This is a genomic window from Pseudomonas sp. PH1b, assembly GCF_000633395.1.
Classification (GTDB): Bacteria; Pseudomonadota; Gammaproteobacteria; order Pseudomonadales; family Pseudomonadaceae; genus Aquipseudomonas.
The window spans coordinates 56,249-70,800 of sequence record NZ_AYMU01000007.1 but is presented as its reverse complement, the minus strand read 5'-3'; the positions used below and the strand labels follow the sequence as shown (position 1 = coordinate 70,800).

Genomic DNA, 14,552 nt, shown 5'->3' with positions numbered 1-14,552 from the left:
TCTTCTCCAGTAGGGGGACACCAGAATGAAAAAACCCGCCGAAGCGGGTTTTTCTTGCTACATGATTAAACCGACAGCTCCACCAGCAGCTTGTTCAGCCGGCGTACATAAGCCGCCGGGTCCTTCAAGCTGTCGCCGGCGGCCAGGGCCGCCTGATCGAAGAGGATGTGCGACAGGTCGCCAAAACGCTCTTCGCTCTGCTCGCCGTCGAGTTTCTCGATCAGCGGGTGAGTCGGGTTGAATTCGAAGATCGGCTTGGAGTCCGGCACCTTCTGCCCGCTGGCTTCGAGGATCTGGCGCATTTGCAGCCCCAGGTCCTGCTCGCCGATGGCCAGGATCGCTGGCGAGTCGGTCAGGCGGTGGGAAACCCGCACTTCGCTGACACTTTCGCCCAGGGCGGACTTGATCCGCTCCACCAGGCCTTCCTTGGTCTTGGCAACTTCCTCGGCAGCCTTCTTGTCCTCTTCCGAGTCCAGGTTGCCCAGGTCCAGGTCGCCACGCGCCACGTCGACAAAGCTCTTGCCGTCGAATTCGTTGAGGTAGCTCATCAGCCACTCGTCGATACGGTCGGTGAGCAGCAGCACTTCGATGCCTTTCTTGCGGAAGACTTCCAGGTGCGGGCTGTTCTTCACCTGGGCGTAGGATTCGCCGGTGAGGAAGTAGATCTTGTCCTGACCTTCCTTGGCCCGGGCCAGGTAGTCGGCCAGGGAAACGCTCTGCTCGCCGTCATCACCCAGGGTGGACGCGAAGCGCAACAGGCCGGCGATCTTCTCCTTGTTGGCGAAGTCCTCGGCCGGGCCTTCCTTCATCACCTGGCCGAAGTTCTTCCAGAAGCCCTTGTATTGCTCAGGCTCGTTCTTCGCCAGTTTTTCCAGCATGTCGAGGACGCGCTTGGTCAGCGCCGACTTCATCGAGTCGATGATCGGGTCTTTCTGCAGGATTTCCCGCGACACGTTCAGCGACAGGTCGTTGGAGTCCACCACGCCCTTGATGAAGCGCAGGTACAGCGGCAGGAAGGACTCGGCCTGATCCATGACGAATACACGCTGCACATACAGCTTCAGGCCCTTGGGCGCTTCACGCTGGTACAGGTCGAACGGCGCACGGGCCGGCACGTAGAGCAGCGAGCTGTATTCCAGCTTGCCTTCGACCTTGTTGTGGCTCCAGCTCAGCGGGTTCTCGAAATCGTGGGCGATGTGCTTGTAGAACTCCTGGTATTCCTCGTCCTTGATCTCGGTACGCGGACGGGTCCACAGCGCGCTGGCGCGGTTGACGGTTTCCCATTCCAGTGCAGGCGCATCGCTGCCTTCGGCGGCAGCGGCCTCTTTCGGCAGCTCGATCGGCAGGGCGATATGGTCGGAATACTTCTTGATGATGTTGCGCAGGCGCCAGCCATCGGCGAACTCTTCTTCGCCGGACTTCAGGTGCAGCACGATGCGGGTACCGCGCTCGGCCTTGTCGATGGTCGCGACTTCGAACTCGCCTTCGCCCTTGGACGACCAGTGCACGCCTTCGCTGGCGGGCTGGCCGGCACGACGGCTGAACACTTCAACCTGGTCGGCGACGATGAATGCGGAATAGAAGCCCACGCCGAACTGGCCGATCAGGTGCGAATCCTTTTTCTGGTCGCCCGACAGGTTTTTCATGAAGTCGGCGGTGCCGGACTTGGCGATGGTCCCCAGGTGGGTGATCACATCTTCACGGCTCATGCCGATGCCGTTGTCTTCGAGGGTGACGGTTTTCGCGTCCTTGTCGAAGCTGACACGGATTTTCAGTTCGCCGCCACCTTCCAGCAACTCGGGCTTGGACAGGGCTTCGAAGCGCAATTTGTCGACGGCGTCAGAGGCGTTCGAGATCAATTCGCGAAGGAAGATTTCCTTGTTGGAATACAGCGAATGGATCATGAGGTGCAACAGCTGCTTCACCTCGGTCTGGAAGCCCAGGGTTTCTTTTTGAGTTTCCACACTCATGGTCATCAAACTCCAATCAGATGGCATTGGCCGCGTTCCGGGAGCGGAGGGCGGCGGGATGACATGAAAGTGGGGGTCGCTGGCAGGATTTCAAGGGGCGCTGCTCTCTTCAATCTTGAAATGTGCGCGAGCAGTGGCAATCGGCTCATCGGCGGTGCTCTGCCAGGCGGTGATCGCGACGTTGGCTACCCGCCGCCCCTGGCGGCACACCTGGCAGCGGGCGAAGGTATCGCGAAACTGTCCGGCACGCAGGTAGTCGAGGGAAAAGTCGATGATCTTCGGGACCCCGGGCGAACCGGTGAAGATCAGCAGATGCAAAGCCGCCGCCAGCTCCATGAAGCCGGCGATCACTCCGCCGTGCAGGGCCGGCAGCAACGGATTGCCAATGTTGCCCTTGTTGGCTGGCAGGCGAAACAGCAACTCATCTCCCAGTGGCGTGCACTCGATGCCGATCAGCTTCGCGTAGGGAATCTGCGCCAGCAACGCGGTGTAATCGCCCTGCTGGCGAGCCTGCTCCAGAAGTGCTCGAAGGTCCGCGCTCATGCCCGCTCCCCCTTGATCGAGCTGGCGAGCCCACGGCTGCCCTTGAGCCCCTTGCCCATGCGCATGAAAGTGCCGACCACATGAGCCACGGGACGCTCGGGATCCTCCTGATAGGCAAAGCCGCGGGTAAAGATCACATCGGTGGTGACCCGGTAACACTGGGCAAAGCCGTGCACATCATGATGAGGGACCGCCGGATGCATATAGTCTATGCGCAGGTCCAGGGTCGGACACACCTCGAACTCCGGCAGTACGCAAAGCGTGGCCATGCCACAGGCACTGTCCATCAGCGTGGTCAGGGCACCGCCATGGATGATCCCGGTTTGCGGGTCACCGACAATCTGCGGACTGTAGGGCAAGGTCAGGGTCAGGCCCTCTTCAGAGGCGCTATGTACCCGGATGCCCAGCACCTGGCAGTGGCGCAAGGCGGAAAGAAAGCGCGCCGCACGCTCAGAAATAGGGTTTTGCGCCATGAGACTTATCTCTTTTTATTGTCTGGAATGTGCGTTGAATGAAGCAGGTAAAAGTTCCATGAAATGACTACTTAATATATCTGTGAGCCTCAAGGAACTTAAATCACAAGGCCATGATCGAAAGGCCAGTAGATATCTTCACTCAGGAGAAACACCCCATGCGTAAGACTTTAGCTATTGCCCTGATGCTGACCGCTTCCCTCGGTCTGGCTGCCTGCGACAAAAAATCCGAGGACAAAGCTCAAGATGCAAATCAACATGCTGAGCAAGCCCAACAGAAAATGAACGAAGCTCAGGATAAAGTGAACGACGCGGCAAAAGAAAACGCCGAAGCCGCCAAAGATCAGGCTGAATCCAACAAGGCTGCTGCTGAAGAAAGCGCCAAGGAAGCAGCTCCTAAAACCAACTAAGTCGGTTTTAGTGCAACAAAGAACAAAGCCCGCCAAGTGCGGGCTTTTTCTTGCGCGTAAAACAGTCGCTCAATACAGCAGTGCTTAGTTGCCGGACAAGCAACTAAGCGTTGAAGATCAGCCGCCTGCCCCCAGAAACCATTCGTCCTGGCGGGGCGCTGTCTGCAACGGCTGCCTTGGCACCGACTCATTGCCTGGGGACTCCAGTGCATAGTGCAAGGGGCTGGAAACGGGCAGCAGCCTGATGGGAAAGTCATAGTGGGCGGTAAAAGGCGCCAGCCATTGGCGGGTCTGGTAATCCGCTGCCGCGATCCTCATGAAACAAGGGTGCGGGATGTCCCGGGGCGAACGCCCGGCCAGCGGCATTACCCATTCCCAGTCAGTTGCCGCTGCGACCTTGAAGCTGCCGTCATCAGCCGTCAGGAACTGTGCGCCACACACCGCACCCTTGGCCCCGGCGATCGGCATGCCGCTCAATGCATCGACCACCCTGCCCCGGGCTTCGCCATTCAGATACAGGGTTTGCACCCTGCAGCCCGACAACAGAAAGAACCCCAGGCACAAGTACTTCAAGGCACGCGAACTGCTGCTCATTGGCCAACTCCTTTTAACCGTTCAATCGATCAGCCATCAGCGCTCAGGCTGCATCCTTGGGGCTATCGACCAGAGGTTGCTCCGTCGGTGTATAGACCATGACCTCAAGTACATCGGAGTGGAACTCCCGTCGATACAGGACAAACACCACACCTGCACTCATCAGCATGAATAGCCAGGGGCTGACGAACCAGGCCAGCATGGTCATGCCGAAGTAATAGGAACGCAATCCGAAGTTGAACTGGTTGGCCGCCATGGAAATTACCCGAGCTGCTCGCGATGCAAAAGCCTTGCGCTCCTGCTCGGAAACATGACGCTCACCGATCATCGGTGCCGACCCCACCAGCACTGCAGCGAAGTTGTACTGGCGCATGCACCAGCTGAAGGTAAAGAAGGCATAGACGAACACCAGCGCCAGGCACAGCAGCTTGATTTCCGACATGCCCTGGGACGCCTGCTGGACCATGGGAATGTCCGCCAATAGCGACACTGCACGCTCCGAGGCGCCCAGCACGGTGAGGATGCCCGCCAGGATGATCAGGGTACTGGAGGCGAAGAACGAGGCATTGCGCTCCAGGTTGCCGATCACGCTGGCATCGGCGATGCGGTTGTCGCGCAGCAGCATGCGGCGCATCCAGTCCTCGCGATACAGGTGCAGGACACTGGCCAGGCACGCGGTGTCCCTTCCCTTCCAACTGGCGTAGCGGGTATAGCCACCCCAGCAGACGACGAACCACAAGGCGGCCAGTAGGTGGATCAGGTTGGCTTGGACGAACGACATGCAAATTCCTGTAGGGCGTTGGCAGAGGGCAATGGCAAGGGACACTGCTTCGACGCTTGGTCGAGGAAAAAGACACCGGCCGCCGCCCATAAAAAATGCCCCGTATCGATGGATACGGGGCATTTTTCCTGATGCTCGGGGCCACTGATGATGGCCCCCGCACGATCAGCGAACGATCAGGCCAGGGCTTCGCTACGCTTGCCCAGCACCCGGTCGAAGACCACTGCGACCGCCAGGACGATCACCGAAGGCACCAGCCACGCCAGGCCCTGCTCGCTCAATGGCAGGTGGGACAGCGGGCCTGGCAAGCCGTCGATCAGACCTGCGCCCTTGAGCGCATCGATCAGGCCGAACAGGAAAGACACCAGCATCACTGGACCGACGATGCGACGCTGCTCCTGCCAGAAATCCTTGCAGAAGCTCAACGCCACCAGGACGATGCACGGCGGGTAGATGGCGGTCAGCACCGGAATCGAAAAGGCGATCAGCTTGGTCAGGCCCAGGTTCGACACCAGCAGCGAGAACGCCGCGAGGATCACCACCAGGGTCTTGTAGGACAACGGCAACACCCGGCTGAAGTATTCGGCACAGGCACAGGTCAGGCCCACGGCGGTGACCAGGCAGGCCAGGGAAATCAGCACCGCAAGGAAGCCGCTGCCCAGGGAGCCGAAGGTGTGCTGTACATAGGCGTGCAACACGGCTGCGCCGTTGGTGACACCGGCGGCCACTTCATGGCTGCCCGAACCGAGGCGAAACAGGCTGACGTAGACCAGCGCCAGGCCGACCCCGGCAATCAGGCCGGCGATCACCGCGTAACGGGTGATCAAACGTGGCGACTCGACCCCGCGGGAACGAATGGCGTTGACGATGACAATGCCGAACACCAGGGCGCCGAGGGTATCCATGGTCAGGTAGCCATTGATGAAGCCCTGGGAAAACGGCGCGGCCACATACTCGGGAGTAGCGACGCCGATATCCCCTGCCGGCAAGGCGAAGGCGGCAATGCCCAGCACCGCCAGGGCGATGATTTTCAGCGGAGCCAGGAAGCGGCCGACGGTATCCAGCAGACGCCCCGGGTACAGGGAGATGAAGAACACCAGCAGGAAGTACACCGAGCTGTAGAGGAACAGCGCCAGCGGGCTTTCGCCGGTCAGCGGCGCCAGGCCCACTTCAAAAGACACAGTGGCCGTACGCGGGGTCGCGAACAACGGACCGACCGCCAGGTAGCACACTGCAGCCAGCAAGCCCCCGGCGATCTTGCCGATAGGGGTGCTCAGGGCATCCATGGCGCCACCGACCTTGGCCAGGGCAACCACGGTGATCACCGGCAGACCGACGGCGGTGATCAAAAAGCCCAGCGCCGCCATCCAGACATGAGGTCCGGACTGCAAGCCGACGATAGGCGGGAAGATGATGTTGCCGGCCCCGACGAACAGGGCAAAAGTCATAAAGCCGAGTGCCAGGATGTCCTGGCCTTTCAACACTTTCATTAAGGAAATACCACACTACTGAATCGGAATTTAGAGAGGGATTTCCCTTATGGGTGAGGGAAATGCTGTCAGTCCGTATAAGACTGACCCGTTTAGCGCGCAGCAACCTTGTGGGCAGCAGACGCATAAAGAGGCGGCTAGAGTACAGAAACTGTAAGACGAGCGCACCGTTCGAGGGCGAACTATCCGATATGCGACGTCGTGATGTCGCATTTTTGAAAGAAGAATAACCACAAGCTGCAAGTAGCGCCTCCCTTGAGGCAGGTTGCCTGCCACTTTTGGCGGCCCCAAACGCACAAAGGCCACCCGAAGGTGGCCTTTGTCAGCAGAACTGCAAGCTAAGCGCGAGGCTTACTTGACAGCCCAACCGGTCAGCTCGGCCAGGGCCTTGCCGATGTCTGCCAGCGAACGCACGGTTTTTACGCCTGCGTCTTGCAGCGCAGCGAATTTCTCGTCTGCAGTGCCTTTGCCGCCAGAGATGATTGCGCCAGCATGGCCCATGCGCTTGCCCGGAGGAGCAGTCACACCAGCGATGTAGGAAACAACCGGCTTGGTCACGTGAGCCTTGATGTAGGCAGCCGCTTCTTCTTCAGCCGAACCGCCGATCTCGCCGATCATCACGATCGCTTCGGTCTTCGGGTCTTCCTGGAACAGCTTCAGGATGTCGATGAAGTTCGAACCCGGGATCGGGTCACCGCCGATGCCGACGCAGGTGGACTGACCGAAACCGGCGTCAGTGGTCTGCTTCACAGCTTCGTAGGTCAGGGTGCCGGAACGGGAAACGATACCGACCTTGCCTGGCAAGTGAATGTGACCTGGCATGATGCCGATCTTGCATTCGCCTGGGGTGATCACGCCTGGGCAGTTAGGGCCGATCAGGGTAACACCCAGCTCGTCGCACTTAACTTTGGCGTCCAGCATGTCCAGGGTAGGAATGCCTTCGGTGATGCAGACGATCAGCTTGATGCCGCCGAAAGCCGCTTCCAGGATCGAGTCCTTGCAGAAAGGAGCAGGAACGTAGATCACGCTGGCGGTGGCGCCAGTGGCAGCTACTGCGTCTTTCACGGTGTTGAACACTGGCAGGCCCAGGTGCTCGGTGCCGCCTTTGCCCGGAGTTACGCCGCCAACCATCTTGGTGCCGTATTCGATGGCTTGCTGGGTGTGGAAACTACCTTGCGAACCGGTAATGCCCTGGCAGATAACTTTGGTGTCTTTATTGATCAGGACGCTCATTATTTGCCCTCCGCAGCTTTGACAACTTGTTGAGCAGCGTCGGTCAGGCTGGTAGCAGCGATGATGTTCAAGCCGCTTTCTGCCAGTACTTTAGCGCCCAGTTCAGCGTTGTTGCCTTCAAGGCGAACAACAACCGGGATTTTCACGCCGACTTCTTTCACAGCGCCGATGATGCCTTCGGCAATCATGTCGCAGCGAACGATGCCGCCGAAGATGTTGACCAGTACTGCAGCAACGTTGGCGTCGGACAGGATGATCTTGAAGGCTTCGGTCACGCGCTCTTTGGTAGCGCCACCACCTACGTCGAGGAAGTTGGCTGGCTTGCCGCCGTGCAGGTTGACGATGTCCATGGTACCCATGGCCAGGCCGGCACCGTTGACCATGCAGCCAATGTTGCCTTCCAGGGCTACGTAGTTCAGTTCGAACTTGGCAGCGTGGGCTTCACGCGGATCGTCTTGCGACGGATCGTGGAAGGTCTTCAGCTTAGGCTGACGGTACATGGCGTTGGCGTCGATGTTGATCTTCGCGTCCAGGCAGTGCAGATCGCCGTCGGCCTTGATCACCAGCGGGTTCACTTCCAGCAGAGCCAGATCGTGATCCTGGAACAGTTTGGCCAGACCTACGAAGATCTTGGCGAACTGGGCAACTTGCTTGCCTTCCAGACCCAGTTGGAAAGCCAGCTCGCGACCTTGGAATGGCTGAGCGCCAACCAGTGGATCGATAGTGGCCTTGAGAATTTTCTCTGGAGTGTCGTGAGCGATTTTCTCGATGTCCACGCCACCTTCGGTGGAAGCCATGAACACGATGCGACGGCTCGAACGGTCAACGACAGCGCCCAGGTACAGCTCTTTAGCGATATCAGTGCACGATTCAACCAGGATCTTGGTGACAGGCTGGCCATTGGCATCAGTCTGATAGGTCACCAGACGCTTGCCCAACCACTGCTGAGCGAATGCCTTAGCGTCTTCTTTGCTGCGAACCAGCTTAACGCCGCCCGCTTTACCGCGACCACCGGCGTGAACCTGGGCTTTGACAACCCATTCCGAGCCGCCGATTTTGTCGCAAGCTTCTGCTGCTTCTTCCGGGGTGTCTACCGCGTAGCCTTTGGATACTGGCAGGCCGTACTCAGCGAACAGCTGCTTACCCTGATACTCGTGAAGATTCATGCTTTTTACCGTCTTCGTTAGGTACTGCGCATTCGGCGCTGCGCTCATGTGAGTGCCGCACCACCTGTGACCGCTACTCTCAAACCAGCGCCGCACCCTGAACCACCAGCCTGAGCGGCGATCCAGTGTGCGGCGTTACCCTGAGAGGTCGAGTCCAGCGGATATTCCGCGGTGAGTCTTGCGCACAAGGCTCACGACGGGCCAACCGCCGTGGTTTCTTATTATTGCTTAGCGTTTCTTGCGGTTGGCAATGTGGATGGCAGTGCCATTCACAGCCAGGGCTGCTTCGTGCAGGGCTTCGGACAGGGTCGGATGGGAGAAGACCATCATGCCCAGGTCTTCGGCACTGGTGCCGAATTCCATGCCGATCGCGCCTTGCTGAACCAGTTCCGCAGCGCTTGGGCCAATCACGTGGACGCCCAATACGCGGTCTGTCTTGGCATCGGCGATGACTTTGACGAAACCACCGGTGTCGTTGGCTGCCATGGCACGGCCGCTGGCGGCAAACGGGAAGGTGCCGACGTTAACTTCAACGCCTTCAGCTTTCAAGGCCTGCTCGGTTTTACCGACCCATGCAATTTCCGGGTGAGTATAGATAACCGAAGGGATCAGGTCATAGTTCATCTGGGCTTTGTGGCCCTTGATGCGCTCGGCGACCATGATGCCCTCTTCCGAGGCCTTGTGCGCCAGCATCATGCCGCGCACCACGTCACCGATGGCGTAGACACCCGGTACGGTGGTGGCGCAGTGATCGTCAACGTGCACGAAACCGCGCTCGTCGAGGGTCACGCCGCAATCGGCAGCCAGCAGATCGGTGGTCACCGGACGGCGACCAACGGCTACGATCAGCTTGTCGAACGTGATGGTCTGCTCGCCCTTGGCGTCGGTGTAGGTAACCACGACTTCTTCGCCGTTGACCTTGGAGCCGGTCACGCGAGCGCCCAGCTTGATGTCCAGGCCTTGCTTGGTCAGGGTTTTCAGCGCTTCCTTGGAAACGGCGGTGTCCGCTGCCATCAGGAAAGTGTCCAGGGCTTCCAGGACAGTCACTTCTGCGCCCAGGCGCGACCATACCGAACCCAGTTCCAGGCCGATGACGCCAGCGCCGATCACGCCCAGACGTTTTGGTACGGATTGGAATTCCAGCGCGCCGGTGGAATCGACGATCACATTCTGGTCAACCGGAGCCGGTGGAATGTCGATCGGACGCGAACCTGGAGCCAGGATCACGTTCTCGGCCTCGATCACTTCAACCGAACCGTCAGGCTTGGTGACTTCGACTTTCTTGCCGGCCAGCAGTTTGCCGTGGCCCTGGATCGAGGTCACGCCGTTGGCTTTGAACAGGGTGGCAACACCGCTGGTCAGGCCTTTGACGATGTTGGCCTTGCGACCGACCATGGCCGGTACGTCCATGGTCACGCCAGCGTGGTTGATGCCGTGAATGGCAAAACCGTCCTGGGCTTCATGGAACTTCCACGAGCTGTCCAGCAATGCCTTGGAAGGAATGCAACCGACGTTCAGGCAAGTACCGCCAAGGGCCAGCTTGCCCTCTTTGTCGGTGTACTTCTCGATACAAGCAGTGGTGAAACCAAGCTGTGCGGCCTTGATTGCAGCTACGTAGCCGCCTGGGCCCGCACCAATCACTACCACGTCGAATTTCTGAGTCATAAAAGGTTCCTTTTAGCGGCAAGCTAGAAGCTGCAAGCCACACGCTTCAAGCCTACCTCGCCCACTACAGGCCTGGAGCTTGTCGCTTGCAACTTGCAGCTGCTTTTTAGATGTCCAGGAGCAGACGCGCCGGGTCTTCCAGCAGGTTCTTGATAGTTACCAGGAAAGTCACGGCCTCTTTACCGTCGATCAGACGGTGATCGTAGGACAGTGCCAGGTACATCATCGGGCGGATAACCACTTGACCGTTGATCGCCATAGGACGCTGCAGAATGTTGTGCATGCCCAGGATTGCCGCTTGCGGCGGGTTGACGATCGGGGTCGACATCATCGAACCGAAGGTACCACCGTTGGTGATGGTGAAAGTACCGCCGGTCATCTCTTCCATCGACAGTTTGCCGTCACGGGCCTTCTTGCCGAAGGTGGCGATGCCGCCCTCGATTTCAGCCAGGCTCATCAGTTCGGCGTTACGCAGAACCGGAACCACCAGACCACGGTCGCTGGACACGGCAACACCGATGTCGGCGTAGCCGTGGTAGACGATGTCGGAACCGTCGATCGAGGCGTTGACCGCAGGGAAGCGCTTCAGGGCCTCGGTAGCGGCCTTGACGAAGAACGACATGAAGCCCAGGCGTACGCCGTTGTGGGACTTCTCGAACAGATCCTTGTACTTCGAACGCAGGGCCATGACTTCAGTCATGTCGACTTCGTTGAAGGTGGTCAGCATCGCCATGTTCGACTGGGCTTCAACCAGACGCTCGGCAACCTTGGCACGCAGACGGGTCATCGGCACGCGCTTCTCGACGCGATCGCCAGCAGCGAAGACCGGAGCAGCAGCGGCAGGCGCCGGAGCCTTGGCAGGCGCGGCAGCCGGAGCGGCTTTCTTCGCGGCAACGGCAGCCACTACGTCTTCCTTGGTCACACGACCGCCTTTGCCGGTGCCGGCAACGGAAGCGATGTTGATGCCGTTCTCTTCAGCCAGCTTGCGCGCGGCAGGAGCAGCGATTGGATCGTCTTCGCCATCGGCAGCAGCCGGGGCAGCAGCGGCAGCGGCCGGAGCGGCGGCGGCAGCAGGAGCAGCGGCAGCAGCGCCGCCTTCAACGATGGAGCCCAGGACTTCGTCGGACAGAACGGTGTCGCCTTCGTTCTTGACGATGGCGCCCAGCACGCCGTCAGCGGTGGCCAGAACTTCCAGCACGACCTTGTCGGTCTCGATGTCGACGATCAGTTCGTCACGCTTGACGGCGTCGCCCGGTTGTTTGTGCCAGGTGGCAACGGTGCCATCGGCAACCGATTCCGGGAAAGTGGGGGCTTTGATCTCGATAGCCATTATCTGTGGTTCCTTAAATTCGGTTTCAGGTGCGCGAAGGCGTTAAACAGTAAAGGCATCTTGCAGCAGTTTTTCCTGCTGCTCAGCGTGCATCGATGCGTAACCACAAGCTGGGGCAGCAGAAGCGTCACGGCCCGCGTACTCGAGTACGAGCGACTTGTTGTGACCGCTGATGATGCGACGCATGTGATGCTGGCTGCAGTACCAGGCACCCTGGTTCATCGGCTCTTCCTGACACCAAACGATGTGTTTGACGTTTTTGTACGGAGCCAGGACTTCGATCAGGTCGTCCTCAGGGAATGGGTACAGCTGCTCGATACGCACGATGGCGATGTCGTCACGACCTTCGGCACGGCGTTTTTCCAACAGGTCGTAGTAGACCTTGCCGCTGCACAGAATGATGCGACCCACGTCTTTTGGATCCTGGGCATCGATTTCCGGGATAACGGTCTGGAACGAACCTTCCGCCAGATCTTCCAGGGTCGAGATGGCCAGTTTATGACGCAGCAGCGACTTCGGTGTCAGCACGACCAACGGCTTGCGCAGCGGGCGAATCACCTGACGACGCAGCAAGTGGTAGATCTGCGCCGGCGTGGTCGGTACGCACACCTGGATGTTGTGCTCGGCGCACAGCTGCAGGTAACGCTCCAGACGGGCCGAGGAGTGCTCCGGACCCTGACCTTCATAACCGTGTGGCAGCAGCATGGTCAGACCGCAGAGACGGCCCCACTTGTGCTCGCCACTGGTGATGAACTGGTCGATCACTACCTGAGCACCGTTGGCGAAGTCGCCGAACTGGGCTTCCCAGATCACCAGCGCATTCGGCGTGGTGGTCGAGTAGCCGTATTCGAACGCCAGCACGGCCTCTTCCGACAGGAACGAGTCGTACAGGTCGAAGCGCGGCTGGCCTTCGTACAGGTGTTGCAGCGGGATGTAGGTACCCGCGTCCTTCTGGTTGTGCAGAACCGCGTGACGGTGCGAGAAGGTACCGCGGCCGATGTCCTGGCCGGTCATGCGGATCGGGTGACCTTCGAACGCCAGGGTCGCGTACGCCATGGTTTCAGCGTAACCCCAGTTGATCGGCAGGCCGCCGGCTTGCATCTTCTGGCGGTCTTCGTAGATCTTCGCCACCTGGCGCTGAACCACGAAACCTTCCGGCAGTTCCAGCAACTTGGCGGACAGCTCCTGAAGGGTCTTCAGATCGAAGGTGGTGTCGTGACGCGCGGTCCAGGTGTGACCCAGGTACGGACGCCAGTCCACGAACAGCTCTTTGTTCGGTTCCTTGACCAGGCTCTTCACCACGTGCAGGCCGTTGTCCAGGGCGTTGCGGTATTCATCGACTTTCGCCTGAACACGCGCCTCGTCCAGCACACTGCCCTGGATCAGACGATCGGCATACAGCTCACGGGTGGTGCGCTGCTTGGTGATCTGTTGATACATCAGTGGCTGGGTGCCGCTTGGCTCGTCGGCCTCGTTGTGGCCGCGACGACGGTAGCAGACCAGGTCGATCACCACGTCGCGCTTGTACTGCATGCGGTAATCGATGGCCAGCTGGGTCACGAACAGCACGGCTTCCGGATCATCACCATTCACATGGAGGATCGGCGCCTGGATCATCTTCGCGACGTCGGTGGCGTACTCGGTGGAACGCGAGTCCAGCGGGTTGCTGATGGTGAAGCCAACCTGGTTGTTGATCACGATGTGCACAGTGCCGCCGGTCTTGAAACCGCGGGTCTGGGACATCTGGAAGGTTTCCATGACCACGCCTTGACCGGCGAATGCCGCGTCACCGTGGATGGAGATCGGCAGCACCTTCTCGCCGGTAGGATCGTTGCGACGATCCTGACGGGCACGAACCGAACCTTCGACCACCGGGGAAACGATTTCCAGGTGGGACGGGTTGAACGCCATGGCCAGGTGAACTTCACCGCCGGCGGTCATTACGTTGGACGAGAAGCCCTGGTGGTATTTAACGTCACCGGAACCCAGCTCGACCTTCTTCTTGCCTTCGAACTCGTCGAACAGCTCGCGCGGGTTCTTGCCGAAGGTGTTGACCAGCACGTTGAGACGGCCACGGTGGGCCATGCCGATCACGACTTCCTTGGTGCCGTAGGAACCGGAACGCTGGATCAGCTCATCGAGCATCGGGATCAGGCTTTCGCCGCCTTCCAGGCCGAAACGCTTAGTGCCCGGGTATTTGGTGCCCAGGTATTTTTCCAGGCCTTCGCCGGCCGTCACACGCTCAAGCAGGTGGCTCTTGATATCGGCGGAGTAGGTCGGACGACCACGCACGCTTTCCAGACGCTGCTGGAACCACTGGCGCTGCTCGGAATCGGTGATATGCGTAAATTCAGCGCCGATGGTGCGGCAATATGTCTGCTGCAACGCTTCGTGAATTTCGCGTAGGCTCGCTTCCTCTTTGCCGATGAACAGGTCGCCGGCACGGAAGGTCGTATCAAGATCGGCATTGGTCAAGCCGTAATGATTGATCGACAGGTCTGCAGGTGCAGGACGCTGCCACAGCCCCAGCGGGTCCAGCTGGGCTGCCTGGTGGCCACGCATCCGATAGGCCTGGATCAATCGCAGCACTTCAACTTGCTTCTTCTCGTGCTCACTGCTCACGCTGCCGGCAGATACCGGTTGGGCGCGGCGCTGGTTCTTTGCCAGCAAGACGAAATGATCGCGGATTGTCGAGTGCGAAACATCGATGGCAGTGCTGCCGTCGGTAGGCAACTTCTGAAAGTAAGTGCGCCACTCTTCTGGCACAGCGTTAGGGTCGTGCAGGTAGAGCTCGTAGAGCTCTTCCACATAGGCAGCGTTACTACCGGATAGGTAGGCGCTGTTCCACATGCGCTGCATCACGCTTTCTTGCATGCTTGGTCACCCTCGGTTAGGGG

12 protein-coding genes are annotated in these 14,552 nt (G+C 59.4%); 1 reads left to right on the top strand and 11 read right to left on the bottom strand.

What is annotated here, in order from left to right:
- Positions 1–65: 65 nt before the first annotated feature.
- The 3 genes from htpG to U873_RS0112845 all read right to left on the bottom strand — a co-directional run bounded on the left by htpG (position 66) and on the right by U873_RS0112845 (position 2,986).
- Positions 66–1,970, bottom strand: a complete 1,905-nt coding sequence (htpG, locus tag U873_RS0112855; RefSeq protein WP_025128644.1) for a molecular chaperone HtpG — start codon at positions 1,968–1,970, stop codon at positions 66–68.
- Between the two features lie 90 nt (positions 1,971–2,060).
- Positions 2,061–2,513 carry a PaaI family thioesterase gene (locus tag U873_RS0112850; protein WP_025128643.1) on the bottom strand — a complete coding sequence of 151 codons (453 nt, stop codon included), beginning with the start codon at positions 2,511–2,513 and terminating at the stop codon, positions 2,061–2,063.
- Complete coding sequence (locus tag U873_RS0112845) at positions 2,510–2,986, bottom strand: PaaI family thioesterase (protein ID WP_025128642.1); 477 nt, start codon at positions 2,984–2,986, stop codon at positions 2,510–2,512. The genes U873_RS0112850 and U873_RS0112845 overlap by 4 nt, the downstream gene beginning before the upstream one ends.
- A gap of 158 nt (positions 2,987–3,144) precedes the next feature.
- On the opposite strand from U873_RS0112845, the gene U873_RS0112840 reads away from it, so the two are divergent.
- Complete coding sequence (locus U873_RS0112840; RefSeq protein WP_011060058.1) at positions 3,145–3,396, top strand: hypothetical protein; 252 nt, start codon at positions 3,145–3,147, stop codon at positions 3,394–3,396.
- Between the two features lie 117 nt (positions 3,397–3,513).
- On the opposite strand, the gene U873_RS0112835 is transcribed toward U873_RS0112840, so the two are convergent.
- From U873_RS0112835 to U873_RS0112800, 8 genes are all read right to left on the bottom strand, one after another.
- Complete coding sequence (locus tag U873_RS0112835; protein WP_025128641.1) at positions 3,514–3,990, bottom strand: hypothetical protein; 477 nt, start codon at positions 3,988–3,990, stop codon at positions 3,514–3,516.
- Between the two features lie 43 nt (positions 3,991–4,033).
- On the bottom strand, positions 4,034–4,771 hold the full coding sequence (locus U873_RS0112830; protein ID WP_025128640.1) for a DUF599 domain-containing protein: 738 nt from the start codon (positions 4,769–4,771) through the stop codon (positions 4,034–4,036).
- Positions 4,772–4,947: 176 nt separating this feature from the next.
- Positions 4,948–6,261, bottom strand: coding sequence for a branched-chain amino acid transport system II carrier protein (gene brnQ, locus U873_RS0112825; RefSeq protein WP_025128639.1), 1,314 nt, complete (start codon positions 6,259–6,261; stop codon positions 4,948–4,950).
- A gap of 351 nt (positions 6,262–6,612) precedes the next feature.
- Positions 6,613–7,494: a succinate--CoA ligase subunit alpha gene (gene sucD, locus U873_RS0112820; RefSeq protein WP_003223019.1), complete on the bottom strand. Its 882-nt coding sequence runs from the start codon at positions 7,492–7,494 to the stop codon at positions 6,613–6,615.
- Positions 7,494–8,660, bottom strand: coding sequence for an ADP-forming succinate--CoA ligase subunit beta (sucC, locus tag U873_RS0112815; protein WP_025128638.1), 1,167 nt, complete (start codon positions 8,658–8,660; stop codon positions 7,494–7,496). The genes sucD and sucC overlap by 1 nt, the downstream gene beginning before the upstream one ends.
- Positions 8,661–8,888: 228 nt before the next feature.
- On the bottom strand, positions 8,889–10,325 hold the full coding sequence (lpdA, locus tag U873_RS0112810; protein WP_025128637.1) for a dihydrolipoyl dehydrogenase: 1,437 nt from the start codon (positions 10,323–10,325) through the stop codon (positions 8,889–8,891).
- 106 nt (positions 10,326–10,431) lie between these two features.
- Entirely contained in the window at positions 10,432–11,655 is a 1,224-nt protein-coding gene (odhB, locus tag U873_RS0112805) for a 2-oxoglutarate dehydrogenase complex dihydrolipoyllysine-residue succinyltransferase (RefSeq protein ID WP_025128636.1), read from the bottom strand.
- Positions 11,656–11,697: 42 nt separating this feature from the next.
- Positions 11,698–14,529, bottom strand: coding sequence for a 2-oxoglutarate dehydrogenase E1 component (locus U873_RS0112800; protein ID WP_025128635.1), 2,832 nt, complete (start codon positions 14,527–14,529; stop codon positions 11,698–11,700).
- Between the last annotated feature and the right edge of the window lie 23 nt (positions 14,530–14,552).

Coding starts and splice junctions, on each gene's coding strand:
- htpG (WP_025128644.1), bottom strand. CDS start 1,970: ATGAGTGTGGAAACTCAAAAAGAAACCCTGGGCTTCCAGACCGAGGTG.
- U873_RS0112850 (WP_025128643.1), bottom strand. CDS start 2,513: ATGAGCGCGGACCTTCGAGCACTTCTGGAGCAGGCTCGCCAGCAGGGC.
- U873_RS0112845 (WP_025128642.1), bottom strand. CDS start 2,986: ATGGCGCAAAACCCTATTTCTGAGCGTGCGGCGCGCTTTCTTTCCGCC.
- U873_RS0112840 (WP_011060058.1), top strand. CDS start 3,145: ATGCGTAAGACTTTAGCTATTGCCCTGATGCTGACCGCTTCCCTCGGT.
- U873_RS0112835 (WP_025128641.1), bottom strand. CDS start 3,990: ATGAGCAGCAGTTCGCGTGCCTTGAAGTACTTGTGCCTGGGGTTCTTT.
- U873_RS0112830 (WP_025128640.1), bottom strand. CDS start 4,771: ATGTCGTTCGTCCAAGCCAACCTGATCCACCTACTGGCCGCCTTGTGG.
- brnQ (WP_025128639.1), bottom strand. CDS start 6,261: ATGAAAGTGTTGAAAGGCCAGGACATCCTGGCACTCGGCTTTATGACT.
- sucD (WP_003223019.1), bottom strand. CDS start 7,494: ATGAGCGTCCTGATCAATAAAGACACCAAAGTTATCTGCCAGGGCATT.
- sucC (WP_025128638.1), bottom strand. CDS start 8,660: ATGAATCTTCACGAGTATCAGGGTAAGCAGCTGTTCGCTGAGTACGGC.
- lpdA (WP_025128637.1), bottom strand. CDS start 10,325: ATGACTCAGAAATTCGACGTGGTAGTGATTGGTGCGGGCCCAGGCGGC.
- odhB (WP_025128636.1), bottom strand. CDS start 11,655: ATGGCTATCGAGATCAAAGCCCCCACTTTCCCGGAATCGGTTGCCGAT.
- U873_RS0112800 (WP_025128635.1), bottom strand. CDS start 14,529: ATGCAAGAAAGCGTGATGCAGCGCATGTGGAACAGCGCCTACCTATCC.